At 38.0% G+C, this 18,015-nt stretch carries 10 protein-coding genes; 1 reads left to right on the top strand and 9 read right to left on the bottom strand.

Going from position 1 to position 18,015, the window contains the following annotated elements:
- The 7 genes from ACJVDK_RS18630 to tyrS all read right to left on the bottom strand — a co-directional run bounded on the left by ACJVDK_RS18630 (position 1) and on the right by tyrS (position 12,463).
- A complete protein-coding gene (locus ACJVDK_RS18630) occupies positions 1-1,431 on the bottom strand; it encodes a hypothetical protein (RefSeq protein ID WP_443938170.1) in 1,431 nt (476 codons plus the stop codon).
- 1 nt (position 1,432) lies between these two features.
- On the bottom strand, positions 1,433-3,313 hold the full coding sequence (locus tag ACJVDK_RS18625) for a phage baseplate assembly protein V (protein ID WP_443938169.1): 1,881 nt from the start codon (positions 3,311-3,313) through the stop codon (positions 1,433-1,435).
- A 216-nt stretch (positions 3,314-3,529) separates the two neighbouring features.
- Complete coding sequence (tssD, locus tag ACJVDK_RS18620; protein WP_443937016.1) at positions 3,530-3,934, bottom strand: type VI secretion system tube protein TssD; 405 nt, start codon at positions 3,932-3,934, stop codon at positions 3,530-3,532.
- A gap of 279 nt (positions 3,935-4,213) precedes the next feature.
- Positions 4,214-6,253 carry a caspase family protein gene (locus ACJVDK_RS18615; RefSeq protein WP_443938168.1) on the bottom strand — a complete coding sequence of 680 codons (2,040 nt, stop codon included), beginning with the start codon at positions 6,251-6,253 and terminating at the stop codon, positions 4,214-4,216.
- A gap of 45 nt (positions 6,254-6,298) precedes the next feature.
- On the bottom strand, positions 6,299-7,804 hold the full coding sequence (locus ACJVDK_RS18610) for a DUF6531 domain-containing protein (protein WP_443938167.1): 1,506 nt from the start codon (positions 7,802-7,804) through the stop codon (positions 6,299-6,301).
- A gap of 2 nt (positions 7,805-7,806) precedes the next feature.
- A complete protein-coding gene (locus ACJVDK_RS18605; protein ID WP_443938166.1) occupies positions 7,807-10,821 on the bottom strand; it encodes a tetratricopeptide repeat protein in 3,015 nt (1,004 codons plus the stop codon).
- A 355-nt stretch (positions 10,822-11,176) separates the two neighbouring features.
- Positions 11,177-12,463, bottom strand: a complete 1,287-nt coding sequence (gene tyrS, locus ACJVDK_RS18600) for a tyrosine--tRNA ligase (protein ID WP_443938165.1) — start codon at positions 12,461-12,463, stop codon at positions 11,177-11,179.
- A 169-nt stretch (positions 12,464-12,632) separates the two neighbouring features.
- Between tyrS and ACJVDK_RS18595 the strand changes: the two genes are divergently transcribed.
- Complete coding sequence (locus ACJVDK_RS18595) at positions 12,633-13,310, top strand: ACP phosphodiesterase (protein ID WP_443938164.1); 678 nt, start codon at positions 12,633-12,635, stop codon at positions 13,308-13,310.
- A gap of 64 nt (positions 13,311-13,374) precedes the next feature.
- On the opposite strand, the gene ACJVDK_RS18590 is transcribed toward ACJVDK_RS18595, so the two are convergent.
- Both ACJVDK_RS18590 and ACJVDK_RS18585 read right to left on the bottom strand, forming a co-directional pair.
- Positions 13,375-14,817: a RagB/SusD family nutrient uptake outer membrane protein gene (locus ACJVDK_RS18590; RefSeq protein ID WP_443938163.1), complete on the bottom strand. Its 1,443-nt coding sequence runs from the start codon at positions 14,815-14,817 to the stop codon at positions 13,375-13,377.
- An 18-nt stretch (positions 14,818-14,835) separates the two neighbouring features.
- Positions 14,836-17,907, bottom strand: coding sequence for a SusC/RagA family TonB-linked outer membrane protein (locus ACJVDK_RS18585; protein WP_443938162.1), 3,072 nt, complete (start codon positions 17,905-17,907; stop codon positions 14,836-14,838).
- Positions 17,908-18,015: the final 108 nt, after the last annotated feature.

Here is an 18,015-nt window from a genome sequence, read left to right as displayed (position 1 = left end):
TTATAATGGTTTAAATGTTTTCATGTCGCCTGGTACCCCTTCCGGACTTGGGGCAGCTTTTACATTATTTCTAGCTCCATCTGGATCAAACCAAGCATCATCAATATTTTTCATGTTGGATTCTATAGCTTTCCAATCTTCCCATCTTTTTGTTTCGGCAGAATTTAATTTATATTTTTTATCAAGAAGATAACTGTATCTACTACATTTATTAGAAGGCTTAATACTATTATTGCCCTGTCTTATTTTCATATAATCTGAAAAACATAATTCATCAGTAGTAAAAAGAGTTTCTTCATAATCTGTTCTCCGTAAATAAGCATGCACTGTAGCTTTTGTACTATTTGCAAATTTTTGCGCTATACTTTCGGTAGACAAAATATTATATCTATTATTAGCATCAGTTTTACTGCCCTTTGGATTAATATAAATCGTTCGACTTATGTTTGAGTTACCTATACCAGATCTGCATGAGAACAAGTAAATATTGGCTTCATCTGAAAAGGATTCTTTTTTCAATTTTGCTACCTCTTCTTTTTCAAAGGAATAAGCAGTGATGTCCATCCCCGCAGGCGCTAGGCCTAATGATATTTCACCGACTACACCATGACTGTAGAATATAAGTTGTTTGATAGGTCGTAAATTCCTGTTTGTGTCATTGTTGATATAGTTTATCACGTCCTGAGCACTTGAAACTTCAACATATTTTCCTTTAAACTTATTCTCTACGGCCTCTTTTATTGCATTTCGCTGTGCACTCGAATAATCTCTTATACATAAAAGATACTCAAACTTTATATGAGGATTCAATCTCATCCTTCTTAGCCCCTGATGTACAAACATTAGTTTACTACCTGGCCCTACATCCTGAAGAAGCCAATTTCTAGCTTGACTGCTACTATGACTTTGGGTTCCTATAACAATTATATAACTTCCATTTTTCAGATCTGCCTGTGCACTTACATTTTTAAGTGGCCCTTTAAAGAAAGCATAAACTCTTAGCGTGGATATTTTCCGCTCTTCTGGTACAGCAAAAGAAATTTTCTCTTCTCCGGTTACTTGAGGCGCATTAACTAAAGGATTACCATCATATTGAATTGCCCATTTCAGGGTTTTAAGCTCTGCTTTGGAAGGTGTTCTACTATACTGAGTTGCTTTAAAATAATATTTAACTTCTTTTTTTATAATTTTAACTTCTTTAGTACACGCAAAATCTTCGTAACATTTTACCTCCTTTACTAGTAGTGACTGTGTTTCTTTTTTTGCCTGGTATTCATCAAATTTCTTACCTCCCTTTTTTCCATAAAATGTATTTTCGTGTGGAGATTTAAAATCCAGTGGACCATTCGAAGCATCTTTCATGATGCTTTCAGCTTCTTTGTAAGACTTTCCAAAAACATTCCGTACGATATTTCCGCCTTCACCTGCCATACTATTGCATTTTTACCTGTTTACCACTATTGATAAGGACGTCCGTTGCGCTTTCCACATTGATGGCATCTTTTGTACTGACATAAGAGCCAGACTCCATGTTTTCTGTAATACTCTTTGCTTTGGAGCTTCTTCCTGCTTCTGCAGTTTCGGTAATATTACTTGCTGTCAGGTTATAATCGCCATTGGCTGTTTCCATAATATCTTCTTCGGCCATAATATTCACATTCCTCCGGGCAGAAGCAATGATATTTTTACCGGCATCAATTAGTACATTCTCCCCAGCCTTAAACGTCATATTCTTCGGCGCAGTCACCTGAATATTTCCTGCTCCATCCATAAAATACGTATTCCCACTGGGGTCGGTAATGGTTAGGCTTCCTTCGTTCTCCTCGTCGTCTATTTGTATTTTAACTCCGCTTCGGGTGATGATGGTTTTCAGGTGGTTCTTCTGTGCACCTCCGGCCGCAATTTGCCCATGAAAGGCCGAGCCCGTTACAAAAGGCCGATCGGGATTGCCGTTTTCAAAATCAACCATCACTTGGTCATTTAACTCGGGTATAAACACAAAGCCACGGTTTTTCCCCACCAGATTACTGCTTCCCGCATCCGGACTCAACACCCGAATCCAGTCTGTTTCCTGTCGCTCCATGCGGTAACTTAAATCGTGCGCCCAACCAATGAATTCTACTTTTACCCGGCCTTGATTCAAGGGGTCTTTGTTATCTACCACTGTGGCCAGCATCGGGAAGGTAACCGGCTGCTCAAATTCCAGCTTTGGTGGACTTTCTGCCCCCGAGGATACGCCTTTGAAACGATTGGTGTACAGACCGTTAATCAGCAGCTCATGCTCCGAATATACAATCCGCATTTGCGGATGAATGGAACTCGCACCTTGTCTTTTAAATTCAAAATCAACCAAAGCACCAATGCCCATTCTAAAGTTATTGGTTTCGGCCTCCATTACATACGACTCGGCTACTTTGCCTGTGGCCATGGCCTTGCCTTTTGTCATCAACAGTTCCTGATCGGATTGAAAGGTTTGCATGGGAACCGCGCTTTCAAAAGAATACAACTTTTTAGAGCGGCTATACGCTTGTTGCGCTGTAGAACCAATATTTCCATTGTAATCTTTGGCACTTTGCTTCGCTTTTCGGTTCTCGCTGGTGTTGTAATCAAAAACAGCCGATTGCACCGGAACGGTTAACAACGAAAGGCTTACTTTGGTACAATCGCTACCGTAAATCAGGGGAACGGGCGTTTCATTTTTGGCTGCGCCAAACACCAATCCTCTTCCGTTGCAATAAATCCAATTGCCGGTTGCATCGGCTAAACGTTTTAAATAATTCCAAGAACTTTCGTTGTAGCGCGAGCTATACCAGATAACCGGATTGCTGCGTAGCGTATTGATGAAATAGGTGCGCATGCCCTCCATCGGCTTACATAAGGTATTGATGATGGTGGCCAAATTTTGCGAAGCGAAACTCTCAAAGTGTTTCGCTCCATCGAGCAGTATAGTGGGCGAGAGACCTTTTAATTCCAATACCCCTTCGGCCAATCCATCGTTTACCAGTTTTACCTCGGTAATGATGAATTTATTTTCCAAAGGGTTTTTATACGGATCGCTGATGTCGAAAATGGACACCTCCGTTAATCGCCCCAACAAGTGATGGGCGTTATCGATGGTAAACAAACCCACTTCTTGTATCACTTCGTGTTTGAAATGTAGCACCAGTTCGTTGTGTTCGCCGATATATTGTTTGATATTGACTTTTAAAATCGGTGATATTTTTATATTGTCGATATACACCCAACAGCCCATACGTTGGGGTTTCTTTAAAATCTCTGCCCCAGCAAATCCTGCAAATCCTGTAATAGCCATAAGCATTTTTTTATAGCGTACACAAACTCAAAAGCAGCAGAATAGCTTTCGAATGGATGTACGAAAACGGTAAATACTAAAAATGGGATGAATTATTTCCGGAAAAGGGAGGGAATGTCCGGTTGTGGGATGAATAAGGGCAGCGACCCTTAGGCTCTTTGTGGGCTGGCGGGATGCGCTGCCCTTAGGATTGCTTCGATACTGAAGCAGAACGGTTTAGGTGTTCTGATCAAAAGTTAGCTCAGCATTTCCTTCAACGGTTGATTTTGGAGATAAAACAACCACCAATTTGTAGGGTACTTCATTTGCCGAATTGTAAACAGAAGAGTAATACGTAATTGAACAATCTTTGTACGATGTTTCAACCAGTTTACCTTCGCCATGCGTACTGTACAAAGTTAATTTTGCATCAAAACGCTTGCGGCTGTTCGCAAATTTCTCGAAAATAGAAGTGGTGTCGTCTTTTCCTTCAATCACAAACCGGGCATCTGCTTTGGTGGCAAAGGCCGTTACACGGTTCCATTGATCTACCGGTTTAATGGATTCGAAATTTGCTTCAAATACATTGTACTCTTTACCATCGATGGTAAGTCTCGCTAGTTTTCCAGCATTGGTCGCCATAATCTTAAAATTAGGTATATAAATATTTAATTATGACAATTATATATAATTAATCTTACAAATTAAAATTTGTTTATTTTATTTACTAAAAATAAAATAAATACAAAAAAATCAAATTAAACATCTATATAAATACAATACAAATATACAAAAAGAACAAAAGTAATAAAATCGCCTTACTAAAAAGACGCGTCATTTTCAGCAACTCAACACACAATTGTATTACCATAAAGAATGCAAAAACCATATTCCCTTCATAGCAAATGCTATTTTTTAAGCTTACTTATTAGGCCTAATTTCGAAGATTAAACTCGAAACGCTTCCATCGGCACTGCTCACATTTGAGGTTCCTCCACCACGTTTTCCATCAAAGGATTTTTTCACCAATTTTTCTAAGCTATTAAAACTTCCCCGTCCTTGTACCGTAGCAGCATCTCGTTTTGTGGCAATGTTCTCCATGTCAATGGCTTCGTCCGAAATAAATATTTTAAATACTTCTGAGCCATACGGTGGATAAAGCGTAATCACAAACTTATCAAACAAACGCTCTTGTTGCCCCACAATCATTAAATCGCGGGGATAAATAGGTTTAGGAATGCTTGTGTTAGGCAAAATAGCATTTACAATTCCATCGGGCTGTAAATCGAGTATATTCAAATACAAGGGGGCATTGGTTTTATTTTTTGCATAAATCACAAATTTATCTCCTTCATGAAACACATACCTCCCGTTCTCGATATAGTTGTTTACTTTAGACGTATCGGGTTTACCATTAATTACCGGCACCAATTTAATATCCATTTTTGCCGCATCGTTTTGAATGGTAATATTCCGAAGCAATTTGTATTGTTGGTATTGTACGATAGCCTCTTTTAAGGATGTTGCATTGGAAACCATAGATGGAATTGCTTTAAACAAATATCCACTTGCAGCGATAATAATTGAATCGGTTTCCATTCCTTTAACAAGTATTAATTCGGGTGTTCCCGTGAAGCTTAGCATAGGAAAAGTAGCCAACGTTTTTTTAATTTCTGCGGCCTCTGTGGCAGAGAACACTTTGGTGGCCGACTTTCCTCTTGCTTGCGTAACAACTTCTACGGCAATTAAGCCTTCACGGTACACAGGTTGATCACAAAAGGCCCAAATAGCCTTTGGATTACTGAACTTACTCGTTTTTTTCAGTTTAACGGTTGCTGAATAATTGCTTGCGCTTACCACGATTCCCGTATCTAAAGGTTTTGTTTTTTTATTATCCATCGTTCCTGCCGGATAAAAAGTGATAATCGCGCCGGCATCAAGCCCCATAAATAAGCCTCCATTTAAAGTCAACTCTTTTGGGTCGCGTCCCTTATCCACCGTAAAGTATTTAGATTGTTCAACTACCTCGCCTCCGAAAAGCTTATAATCAATACCGTTCCCTTCTAAAACAGGATGCTGACCAGGCACCTTTTGAAACATAATATCTTCTATTTTAGCAAACAGCGATCGATAAGATGTTTCTTTATCTAAATTTTCAAAGGTTTTGCTGATGGCGTAGGTTAATGAACCCATGCTTTCTTTTCCTTCATCGTCAACGGTTTCATAATTTACCTCTTCCGCGCGTGCTGCTGAAAAAACCACATATGTTGCCCAATCTTTCTCATCTTGACTACCTCCTTCTTTAAACACATCGTTAACGGCTGTTAGCTTTTGCTCAGGTTTATATCCGCGTGGTTGTAGGGCTGGTTTTCCTCCCCTTATTTTGGCTAAACCTCTTGTTCCGGAACCGGAATGACAATTATCCAAGGTTACCACAATATTTCCCTTCGGACCTAATTTTGCGCGTAGCTGATTCATGTATTTTCCAAAATCGTCGTCTCTAAAATATCCTGCTTGTAATTTTTGAAACTCCTCTTCACTTACTTTCGTATCGCCATCAGGCAATTTTGCATCGTAAGCCACAATGGTTTCATCAAAACCATCCGATTCATCTCCATTATCGTCGGCTATTTGTTCGCCATGCGAAGAAACATGAATCAATAGCACATCGCCTTTTTTAATTGTGGGGTCTTTCACTAATGCTGCCAAGGATTCGCCAATGCCTTTAGCCGTTGCTTGCGCATCGGTAATCATGCGTATATCCTTAAAATCCTGCTTAGTAAGTGCGGTTTTAATATAACCTACATCTTTCAAGCTAGAAATAACTTGCCATCCGTTCTCTTTTGGGTAGTTTCCAATGGCGATTATTAAAGCGTGCTTGGTTGGCGCACTTTGCGATAAAACAGGTTTAGCTCCTAATAAAAGACCTAAAATTGATAGATAAATTATTTTGTTACGCATGATATACTTGTTTGGATTTATACTTTGGTTTTTTTCTGCTTTATTTTATTGATTTCCATTCAGGCTATAGGCATAATAGGTATAACTAAATGCTTCCAATAAACTTTTAATATCGGCTTTATATCCTTTAAGGTCGTTCTGAAAATCAGTGATTGGTAGTTTAACTTCGGTTCCATCTTCGGCAACAAACTTCTCAATTACTTCTTTATTAAAAACAGCAGTGTAAGCATGTTTTGATGTTTTCATATGGTTCAATTTGTCTTCTTTTGGTACGATAGAAACGAGTATTTTACCATTTTTTACTATGTGTGTTACAGCACCATCTTTGTTGTAGGTAAAAGCATAAAATGTATCCTTATTTCTATAAACGGTATCGGGCATTTCAAATTTTTCATTATTCACATACACCGTACTATCGCCATTAATAACGTTGCTTTCTTTATATCGCCAACTACTCCCTAATTCGTTAGTTTTCATCACATACCAATTAGATTCTGTGCGAATTTTCTTTCCTAATGAATCGAATGAACAAATTACGGTTCCGTATTCATCTTCTGATTTTCTGGGATATTGGTATACTTTTTTAGTTCCATCTTTTCGTGTTACAGATGTTGCATAATACGTTTGTGGGTCGTAGGTAATTAAGGCAAATCGGCCGTCGGTATAACGAATAGCCGTCATGTTATAATCGTTATCGTATTCGTGTTTATATTGGTTGTTCTCCACATCAGTACTTTCAATGAGTGTCGAACTTTTAACATCGTACTTATAACTAGTTTTTGCTTTGTTGCCTTTCTGGTATTGTACCTCTATTCTACTGAGTAAATCGTTTTCGAAACTAAGCTTAGTTGAATTTCCTTTGGTATCTTTTATTAAAAAAGGATGTACATCCTCTCCTTGATAGCTTAAAATTATTTCGGATTCTTTGCCATCTGTCTCCTTTATCAAACGTCCCTTTGCGTCAAAAAATTGAATGGAGTTCAGCTCATAGGATACTTTAAAGCCATTTTCCAACACTTCTATAAAGGCATCTCCACCCAATTTCGAATTTAATTTTAAACCAGTTTCTAATTTCAGATTTTGGTTTGGATATTTTTTTAAATATTTAACCCATTTCCGCATTCGCTTTTGATCGCTTTCGAGTAATTCCTTTTTAAAAGCAGATTTATCTTCTACAGTTTCTATTCGTAATTCAGCTAGTTCATATTGAGCCAATACCTCAACCTTCTCTGCAATTTGCTGGGTATCCCAATCTGGTGGTTCGTAAACATATGGAGAATCGCCGCCCCATGCGTATAATGCAATTCCACCTCCTGGTATAGCCACCAAATACGTTTCATAATTGCTAGACCAACCCATGCCAAACCAACCTTTTGATGTCCCTTTAGAATTGTATGTTCTTTTTATCTCAAAATCTAAGGGATGCTCGTCAAAAACTACATCAGAATACGTTACCATCATAGCGCCACTATTTGGATAAACATTTTGAGAAAACCCCTTATACGCAAACACCAAAACAGCTATTAAAGCCCTAAAAAAATGTTTTTTCATACCTATAACTTTACTAATTTATGGATGATATTGAGTAAATATTCATTGTAATTCTTTTTTAAATAGGCTGCTTGCAAAAGTGTTTTACTTTCCTTTTGTTCTAACAAAACGTTTGCTTTTGCCTGTACCAAATCGCCTTTTAAATAGAAATACAGTGCCTTGCCTAAATAACTTGGAAATTTATCATCCTCAAATTCTTCATCAATTAATTGTTTTGCCTGAACAAGCTGATTCTTTTGAAGCAAGATTTTCCAAGATAAATTTTGGAAACTTTTCTTTATTATTAAAGACTTATTGGTTTGCAGCAACTGTAAATACGACGTTGCTTTTGATAATTCGTTGTTTAAATAATAGGTTCTTGCTAGCGAAATGGTATAATCAGCGTTTGTACTATCAAGCGAATACGCAATTAAATAATACGCAATTAATTGCTGATAACCCACCGAATCTATTGGCAATGCTCTCGATTTATTAAAGATCAGTTTTGCAAAAACCTTTGGATTGTGCTGAAAAGGATTTAACTTTTCTGCTTGCTGAAATGCGTATTTCGCACTATTAATTTCATGCGTAAAATCCAATTTAGCATATGCCAAAGCCGACCAAGCATAGGCATATGAAGGATCGTATTTTAGCGCCAACTCAAAATACCGTATGGCTTCAACGTACTTTCCTCTTCGTAAATAAAAATTACCAATTTTATACACATCTTCTGGAGAATTTGGAAAGATCAATGGCACTTTTAGCAATACGTGCGCTGCCTCTTCCAGCTGTCTATCTTTTTCTAATAAGGATGCCAGCGCGTAATACGAAAGTCTATAATAAGGATCTAATTTTATTGCTTGACGATAGGATTCTGCTGCAATTTTGTTTTTATTAATCGATTCTTGGTAAGCGGCAAAAAAGTAATTTGCTTTGGCATTTTTCTTATTTCCCTGCATCATTTTTGCAATTAGCTTGTTTGCAGTAATGGTATCTTTAGCCTTTAACTTTAGCAAAGCGATAGAATAATATCCGTAGTGATTATCGGGATTTAACGAAATGGCCATTCGATACAAACTATCGGCCTTTTTAACTGCATGATTTTCGTTGCTAAATTTATAGTAATAATCGCCTAAATTGTTGTAATTTAAATAATAGTAAGGCTGAATGGCCTTTGCTTTATTAAAAAAAACTAAGGCTTTTTCGGCCTGTTCTAAATCTTTGTTTTCGTTTAGGTAATATTCTCCCAAATGTTTATAGGCATCGAAAAAATTACTATCTAAATACAAGGATTTAGTTAGCATTTTTTCAGCTTCGTTAATACGGCCTTGCCGCAGAAACACTAAGCCTAAATTACTTGTGTAAATAGCGGTGTTTGGAACAATTGAATCGGCTTTCAAAAACAAGCGCTCGCTTTCGGCCAATCGGCCTTGATCCATACTAATTCTAGCCGTATTGTTGTAAATCCGTGCTAAGTTGGCATCTAGTTTTAAGGCATCATCAAATTGTTTTCTTGCCGCTTTCCAATTACCCATATCGAAATATGTATTTCCTAAATCGCTTTTAGGATAGGTCCATCGGGGGGCTAAAGCGATCGCCTTCAACAAATACTTTTCAGACCTCCTATAATCTTCCAACTCGTTATACAACCTACCAAAAGCCTGATTAATGTAGGCAGATTTTTTATTGTTTTTTTGAGCCTTGTTTAGTAACGCTTTAGCCTCGTTATATTTTTCATATCGGCGTTGAATGATGTACACATAGGCCTGCAAAAAAAGTTTTTTAGACTCCCATTGTTTGCTCAGGGCATTTTTTTTTGCATACAGCTTTATTGCTAAGGCAAACAGGTTTGAAGCGTTTTGAAACGCTTGGTCTGAAGGCATATCGTTTCCTCCTTCCAAGTATTTATCCAAAACTTTTTGAGCTTCAGAGAGCGATGAAAGGATCAATTCATTTTTTACCAATTCCGTTTGCTCGTCATTTTTTATTAAAACAATGGCTTGATAATCGCTGAATGCGCTATCTGCTATTTTTCCATTTTTAAGGTGTTTCTTAAAATCGGCATATAATTTTATGGATTCATCTGTTTTAAATTCTGTTGATTCATTTACGGAACGTGCCGCCAGCATGGTTTTTAGCTGAGGCAATTGATCTTTAGAATTGAAAAAATAATTGGGTATTACTTTTGCAAAAACACTTCGTGCATCGCCACCAATTTTTATTGGATTTTGCGTAAAATTGGTTGCTTCAGGCACCATTTGGTCTAAATAGAGCCCCAATTCTCTTAAACTGATGAGGCTATCAGCAGGGCTTTTATCCGCCTCGTAACTCAGTCCTTTCACCAAATAATAGGTAAAAACACCATGTCCGTTTCCCCATTTAACATCCTCGTATGAAAGTTCATTTGACTGGCAAGATGCCAGTTTAACGACACGATCCCATTCTTTAATGAGCAAGGTAGCAACGGAGTTGGCTGCAGCTTCTGAACTAGCTACTTTCCCCGAATGACAGGCATCCGTGATTAAGGTTACCGAGATACCTTTTTTTGCACTCTCAGCAATTATTTGCTGAAGAACAGATAAACTAATGGCATCTGTTATGCTATAATCAGCATTGGTACTTGCCAAATTACACAGCAAATACGCATCGTCTTGATTTTTTGTTTGATCTTTTGCAACGTCTCCATGACCCGCAAAATAAATGATTACCTTATCGTTGGGTACCGATTTTCTCAAAACTGCATCAATCTGCAGTAATACATTGCTGGCACTTGCCTCTTTATTGATAATTAATTTTGACTCAGAAACAAGCTTAGAAACCAAAAGATATTCATTAAAAAGTTCGGCATCCTTATCGGCATAAACCAATTGTTTTTCCTTCGATAACCGGGGATATGAAGATATTCCCACGACTACCGCCCGCGTTTGGCCAACTGTAGTCGTCTGATTTTTGACCACTCCACCTCTAGCATTTTCCTGTGCCACACTATCTTTTATAAAAGCACATAAAATGAAAATAAGTAAAACTACCTGTTTCATTAAGAGAGAATACGGATGACGATTAACCAAAAACTGTAGCTGAAATTTTGTTGACCATGAAATTAAACTAAAAAAATAAATGGAACAATACCCATTAGTAGGTAATATGTCCATCCTCCGCAGGAGAATTATTCTTTACTTATAAAATTTTAACCGAAGAAAGCAGTCAGGAGTATTGTGAAATCTCCACCCATAGATAGATTGAATTTCATTGTTTGCCTGGACGATAAACCTTCCAATAACCTATTAGAAAGTCCTTTTAAAAAAAAAGCAACCTCTTTTAAAAAGGTTGCTTTAGTTGGTTCGCAATAACGAACATCGTTTTTTTTATGTTTCGCTAAATGCCGTATATTCTTTATTCAGCAATGAGCAGGAAATAATTCTTCTTACCACGCTGAACCACAATAAATGTGTCGTTAATTAAATTTTCAGCGGTAAACACTTGTGTAGCGTCGGCAACTTTTTCTTTATTTACCGAAACACCACCACCTTGTATTAATTTTTTGGTTTCTCCTTTTGATGGGAAAATAGCCGATTTTTCAGCGAATAAGGTTGCGGCATCAATTCCCGCAGCCAATTCAGCTTTTGAAATGGTAAATTGAGGAATTCCTTCGAACATTTCTAAAACTTGAGCTACCGAAAGGCTTTTTAAAAATTCTAATGAACCATTTCCGAATAAAAATTCTGAAGTTTTAATCGCGGTTTCTAAGGCTTCAACAGAATGCGTTTTTACGGTAATATCTTCGGCTAAAGCTTTTTGAAGAATGCGCAAATGTGGTGCGGCATCGTGTTCTTTTTCTAGGCCTTCAATTTCCTCTTTGGTTTTTAAGGTAAAAATTCGGATCCATTTCTTCACATCATCATCCGAGGCATTTAGCCAAAACTGATAAAATTTATATGGCGAGGTTTTCTCCGGATCTAACCAAACCGCACCGCTTTCCGTTTTTCCAAATTTGGTTCCGTCTGCCTTTTTAATTAACTGCGTGGTAATCGCATAAGCAGTTCCTGCATCTTTTCTTCTAATTAACTCGGTTCCGGTTACAATATTCCCCCATTGGTCCGATCCACCCATTTGAACGATACAATTGTGATTTTTCCATAAGTAATAAAAATCATAACCTTGCACCAATTGATAGCTAAACTCAGTAAACGACATTCCTGTATCGCCTTCTAAACGTTTTTTCACGCTATCTTTGGCCATCATGTAGTTTACGGTAATGTGTTTACCCACATCGCGGATAAAATCCAAAAAGCTAAAATTCTTAAACCAATCGCCGTTATTTACCATTACAGCGCCATTACCAGCATCTTCAAAGGTTAAGAATTTGGCCAATTGTTTCTTCAATTGAGCAACATTGTACTCCAATATATCTTGTGTAAGCAAATTACGTTCAGCCGACTTACCAGAAGGATCGCCTACCATTCCAGTGGCACCACCAACCAAGGCAAAAGGTTTATGTCCTGCATTTTGAAAATGAATCAGGGTCATGATTTGCGTTAAGTGTCCAACGTGTAACGAATCTGCTGTAGGATCAAAACCGATATAACCAGCCGTCATGCCTTCGTTTAACTTCTCTTCCGTATTGGGCATAATATCATGCAACATGCCGCGCCATCTTAACTCTTCAACAAAATTCGTCATTGTAATAAACACTTTTATAATTGTGCCTGCAAATATAAAATTTTAGCTTAGTTTACAGCAAATTACTTGCTACAGATGCACACATTTTGAAAGGTTGCTATCTAGCACAAAACCGCAGCCTTTTTTATCTGCTTAATTTTGAATTTGAAATAAAATATTACCTTGCAGCATGAACTTTTTATCCCATTATTATTTCGATCGATTGACCACCGACTCCACTGTGGTAATGGGAACGGTATTGCCCGATTTAATTAAAAACGCATCGAAAGAGGCTAATTTATATCCCCAAAAGAATGATTTTTTGTTTTTGGGCAATGCCGATGAGGAAAACCTTTTAAAAGGTTGGAAACGGCATTTAGCGGTGGATTTACATTTCCACTCTTCTGCATTTTTTATCCAAAAAACGGCCGATTTAAAACCCTTAATTAGCTCTGCCATTGTTGGTACCAGCATTCGTCCTTCCTTTTTAGCGCACATTTCCTTAGAACTATTGCTCGATCATTTATTAGTTGATCAGAATTTGATTCAGGTGCACACGTTTTACGATCATTTAATCGCTGTAAAAAAAGAATCCTTAAGTAATTTTTTAGCTCATTGTGGCATGAAAAACGAACATGTTTTCAACTCGTTTTTAGAAAATTTTATCAGCAGTAAATACCTGTTGAGTTACCAAAAACTCGAGAATATCAGCTATGCACTTAACCGAATTTGTATGCGTTTGTGGCCTGAAAGTTTGCGTGATGATCAAAAAGAAATTTTAACGGAGCAACTAGCAATCTACAAAGAAAAACTAAAAGGTGATTTCATGGATATTTTTACTGAAATTGAATCAAAACTCCGCACATAAAATACGAAGGCTTTAAACGTAAATCGGGCAACTTTTTCAAAAGTTGCCCGATTTAGATCTTATTTTACCACCCTTTATTTTGGGGTAGCAAATTGGCGTTAATGGTTACCTGCGCTTGCGGAACCGGCCACAATAACAATTTATCTTCGTATGTACGAACATCATTCGGAACATCGTTACTTACTGCATCCATGGCTGCTTTATAATCAACTGCACCCCATCTCAATAAATCGAAAAAATGCTGTCCTTCAAAAGCAAACTCCAGTCTTCTTTCCTTTTTTATCGCGGTAAGCATTTGTTCTTTAGTTAAACCTGATAAAGGCAACAATCCGGCACGCGCGCGTACTTTATTTATGGCATTGTATACCGACTGGTCAGGCGCCGATAATAATTCATTTTGGGCCTCTGCATAGGTTAACAAAATTTCAGCATACCGAAATACAACAAAATTTGCTCCCCCATCACCCGTCACGGTTGCATCAGCAATAATTGATTTTCTTACAGCCAAACCTGTTGGTGAATTGGTTCCTGTATAATTTACCCCTCCAAACGATTGGCCTGGCTTTAAAATAGTAGCAGCCAAACGAATATCGCCAGTGGTATAGGCATCTGCTAAATCTTTTTCAGGATTGTATGTATTCGAGAAATTAGCCAAAGCACCTGAATTTGAATTGAATCCGCTACCTACTCCGGAACCTGTACCGCCTAAATATTGCACTTCAAAAATCGATTCTTTGTTTGTATTTTCTTTTGTTGGTAAGAAAATATCTGCATAATCTGCGGCTGGAGCCAAGTCGTAACCCATTGTCATTAATTGATTTGCAGCATCGCGTGCGCCTGCATAATCTTTGTTATACAATTTAACTCTCGATTTTAGAGCAATTGCTGCTCCTTTAGTAGCTCTGCCCACGTTTGCCCCTGTAAAAGTTGGTGGCAGATTCGTTTCTGCATAATCAATATCACTTAAAATTTGCGTTATCACCTGTGCTTTTGGCGTTCTACTAACATATTGTTCGTTAACCGTTTGCGGATCTAACACCAAAGGAACTGCCCCCCATAAATTTGTTAGATGAAAATAATACAGTGCTCTCAAGAAATGAGCCTCTGCAAGCAAGCGTGTTTTTAACGCCTCATCCATGGGAATTGCCGGGACATTGGTAATGGCCTTATTTGCCCTAACCACCCCCTCGTAGCATTTTGTCCAAAAACTATTCGGCAAAACACTGCTAACACTAAAACCTTTATTCTGACTGATTTCAAGGTAATAATTGAACGAGAATTGCGAAAATGCATTGTCGGTAAAGGCATCTGAATGACGCATAAAATCGCCATACATATTATTGTGCGCCAATGAGTTGTAAATACCATTCACACCTAATACCGCATCGTCACTTGATTTCCAAAAAGCTTGTTCACTTAAAACCGACTCGGGTAATTTTTCTAAATTCTTTGAACAACCACTAAGTGCTATCATAGCGGCTATATATAGGATATATTTTGTTTTCATTTTGCTAAATTAAATCTGTTAAAAAGAAACATTTAAACCAAAACTGAATGTTTTAGCTTGGGGATAGCTATCGTTTGTATTGTTAAACGATACCGCATCTTCAGGATCAAATCCATCAACAAAATTGGTAAAGGTTAATAAATTTTCACCTGCTACATAAAATCTTGCTCGCGATATTTTTAACTTGCTAAGTAAATCGTTTGGAAGCGAATACCCGATTTCAATGCTCCGCATTCTTAAATAAGAACCATCTAAAACTGCCGAGCTAATAATGGGTCCAACAAATAACGATGTATTGTAATTGTATCCGGTGGCTACACGAGGAAGGGTTGCAGTAGGGTTATCTGGCGTCCATCGTCCTAAATAACTTTTAAATGCATTGTTTACCGCTCTTAAACCATCTGTTCCGTATACGCCATTTTCAACCTCTCTTCCCAGTACTCCCTGAAACAAGGTTTTAAAATCAAATCCTTTGTAGCTTAAGCCGAACGAAAAACCATAGTTGTTACGAATATTTGGATTTCCAATAACTACAGCATCACTCGAGTTCACCACTCCATCCTTGTTGGTATCTTCGTAAATGTAATCTCCAGCGCGGGTTGATATGCCTCCGGGTTGTAGACCATACGTAGCCCTATCTTGCGCTTGCGCATCGGTTTGGAAAATGCCAATGATTCTATTTCCGTAAAATGAACTAATTGGCAAGCCCTCTGCGGTGATAACTTTATTCGCTGAAATAAACTGGCTGTTTAGTTTTAATACTTTATTATCGTTATGCGACCAATTTGCGCTTACATTGAAATTTAAATCGCTTCCTATTTTACCATTGTAAGCCACCAATAGTTCATACCCTTGGTTTCGTACCGAACCTACATTTTGAACCGGAGCAGTAAGATTTCCTAAGGTTGCCGATATTGGAGGATTTACCAATAAATCAGTTGAAACTCTTGAATAGTAATCAGCCGTAACCGTTAAACGCTGAAAGAAAGTTGCATCAATACCAATGTCTTTCGTGGTTGATGTTTCCCATTTAACATCCGGATTTCCTAATTGTGCTGCCGCCGCTCCTTGTACCAAAGCATTGCCAAATACATACGGACGTGCCAATGAATAAGTTGAAATACTTGAGTAATTACCGATATTTTGATTTCCTAATTGCCCATAACTTACACGTAATTTCAACTCATTGATGGATTTACTTTCTTTCAAGAAGTTTTCTTTTGCAATGTTCCAACCCACACTTATCGATGGAAATGTACCAAAACGATTGTTTTCTCCGAAGCGTGATGAACCATCGTAACGCAGGTTAAATTCTACTAAGTATTTATCATCGAAACTGTAGTTAATCCGACCAAAAACAGACGATAAAGCCCATTCAGCAGCTGTTCCACCAACAGATGGTGTAAGCGTACCGGCATCAAGTTCTGTGAGCGCAGGACTGTTATATCCTTGATTTGATGCTGAAAAACTATCGCTTCTAAAACTTTGGTTCGTGAAACCAATCAATCCTGAGAAAAATGAACGCCCTATCTGTTTCTTATAATTTCCTGTAAACTCAATTTGCTTGGTTATCCGTGTAATGTCTTGATTCGATAAAGATCCCAAACCAGGACTCGTAGGTGTTACCCCATCCGAAACAGTATACTTATTGGTAAAGCGATCTTCCTTTTGATTTTCAAAATAAGCGGATGCATTTCCTTTAAAAATTAAATCTTTAATGGGTTCAACTTCTAAATATACATTTGGTGTAGCACGGTAGATTTTGGTCGTGTTTACACCACCATAACGCGCAACCGATAAGGGATTCGTAGAACTACGTCCTTGTGCTGCAGTTAAAGCCGCATTTCCGGCCGATGGATATCCATCAGCAGAAATTTCGTTGGTGAAGGGTACTTGTCTAATCATGTCGCGAATAAACTGTGTTACACCCAAATTCTGATAATATGGCTCATAACTGCTCATATAACTACCCGCCACATTTAAACCGGCGCGTACATGTTTAGAAATAGTTGCATCAATGTTCGAACGAAAATTTAAACGTTGACTTCCGGTTAAAATAACGATACCTTCTTGGTCTTGATAACCGGTTGAAAATAAATATTTAATATTCTCAGAACCCCCATTTACCGACAAGTAAAGATTGGTTAAGGGCGCCCCTTTTCTGTATCCGTCATCAAAAAAAGAATAGTCGCGTGCAGGAAATCGCGGGTCGCTACTATTTTTAAAGGTTTCTAATAAAGCATCAGAATAAAGTGGAGCCAAACCCGAATTTCGCTGTGCTTCATTTTTTAAAACCGCAAAATCATAAATACCTAACATCTCTGGCGTGTACGTTGCGCTCTGAAATGCTTGATACATGTTTAAATTAATGGTTGGTTTACCCGATTTCCCTCGCTTCGTGGTAATTAGAATAACCCCATTAGCAGCTCTGGCGCCATAAATTGAGGCTGATGCAGCATCCTTTAAAACCGAGAAACTCTCCACATCATTCGGGTTAACATCATTCATCGTCGATTGAACTCCATCTACCAATACCAATGGACCCGAATCATTGTTCTGATCGCCGATAGAGGAACGAATGGTACCTACACCACGGATTTGAATGACTGGTGCATCAGAACCAGGCTGCGACGAGCCTTGAACAATCTGAACCCCGGTAACACGCCCCGAAAGCGCATTGGCCACATTTGTTACAGGTTGTTGGCCAATATCTTTAGACGTTACCACGGATACAGAACCAGTTAAATCTTTCTTGGCTTGCGTACCATAACCTACTACAACAACATTATCTAATTGTGTAGCGCTACTTTTTAACCTAATGGTGTAATTTGTTGCCTCAGCGATTATTTGTTCGGTGCTTTGGTAGCCAATAAAACTAAATACCAAAACTTGACCTTTTGTAGCCTTAATACTGAAAACGCCGTTGTTATCGGTCAATGCAGTCAGACTTGTGTTTTTTACCTTAACGCTCACGCCAGGTACCGGCAAATTACCAGATTCATCGAGAACTTTGCCACTAATTGTTTGAGCCTGCGATAGGGCACAAACGCTACTAAAAAGTAGACAGAAAAATAGGATTTTCCATTTCATAAGGATTGATTTTGGTTTTAGGATGTTGTTAGTTGAAAGGAGCATTATTTACGCAAATACCATGATGATGTGGCTTGGTTCAATTGCCCTCTACTCCTCTCTTAGCTA

Origin of the sequence: Pedobacter paludisoli, assembly GCF_052344095.1 — a bacterium.
Taxonomy (GTDB): domain Bacteria; phylum Bacteroidota; class Bacteroidia; order Sphingobacteriales; family Sphingobacteriaceae; genus Pedobacter.
The sequence above is the reverse complement of the archived record's forward strand: the minus strand, read 5'-3'. Positions and strand labels throughout refer to the sequence as shown.

Excerpts from the sequence above, each read along its gene's own strand:
- ACJVDK_RS18595 (WP_443938164.1), top strand. The coding sequence starts at position 12,633 with ATGAACTTTTTATCCCATTATTATTTCGATCGATTGACCACCGACTCC.
- ACJVDK_RS18605 (WP_443938166.1), bottom strand. The coding sequence starts at position 10,821 with ATGAAACAGGTAGTTTTACTTATTTTCATTTTATGTGCTTTTATAAAA.
- ACJVDK_RS18610 (WP_443938167.1), bottom strand. The coding sequence starts at position 7,804 with ATGAAAAAACATTTTTTTAGGGCTTTAATAGCTGTTTTGGTGTTTGCG.
- tssD (WP_443937016.1), bottom strand. The coding sequence starts at position 3,934 with ATGGCGACCAATGCTGGAAAACTAGCGAGACTTACCATCGATGGTAAA.
- tyrS (WP_443938165.1), bottom strand. The coding sequence starts at position 12,463 with ATGACGAATTTTGTTGAAGAGTTAAGATGGCGCGGCATGTTGCATGAT.
- ACJVDK_RS18585 (WP_443938162.1), bottom strand. The coding sequence starts at position 17,907 with ATGAAATGGAAAATCCTATTTTTCTGTCTACTTTTTAGTAGCGTTTGT.
- ACJVDK_RS18590 (WP_443938163.1), bottom strand. The coding sequence starts at position 14,817 with ATGAAAACAAAATATATCCTATATATAGCCGCTATGATAGCACTTAGT.
- ACJVDK_RS18615 (WP_443938168.1), bottom strand. The coding sequence starts at position 6,253 with ATGCGTAACAAAATAATTTATCTATCAATTTTAGGTCTTTTATTAGGA.
- ACJVDK_RS18630 (WP_443938170.1), bottom strand. The coding sequence starts at position 1,431 with ATGGCAGGTGAAGGCGGAAATATCGTACGGAATGTTTTTGGAAAGTCT.
- ACJVDK_RS18625 (WP_443938169.1), bottom strand. The coding sequence starts at position 3,313 with ATGGCTATTACAGGATTTGCAGGATTTGCTGGGGCAGAGATTTTAAAG.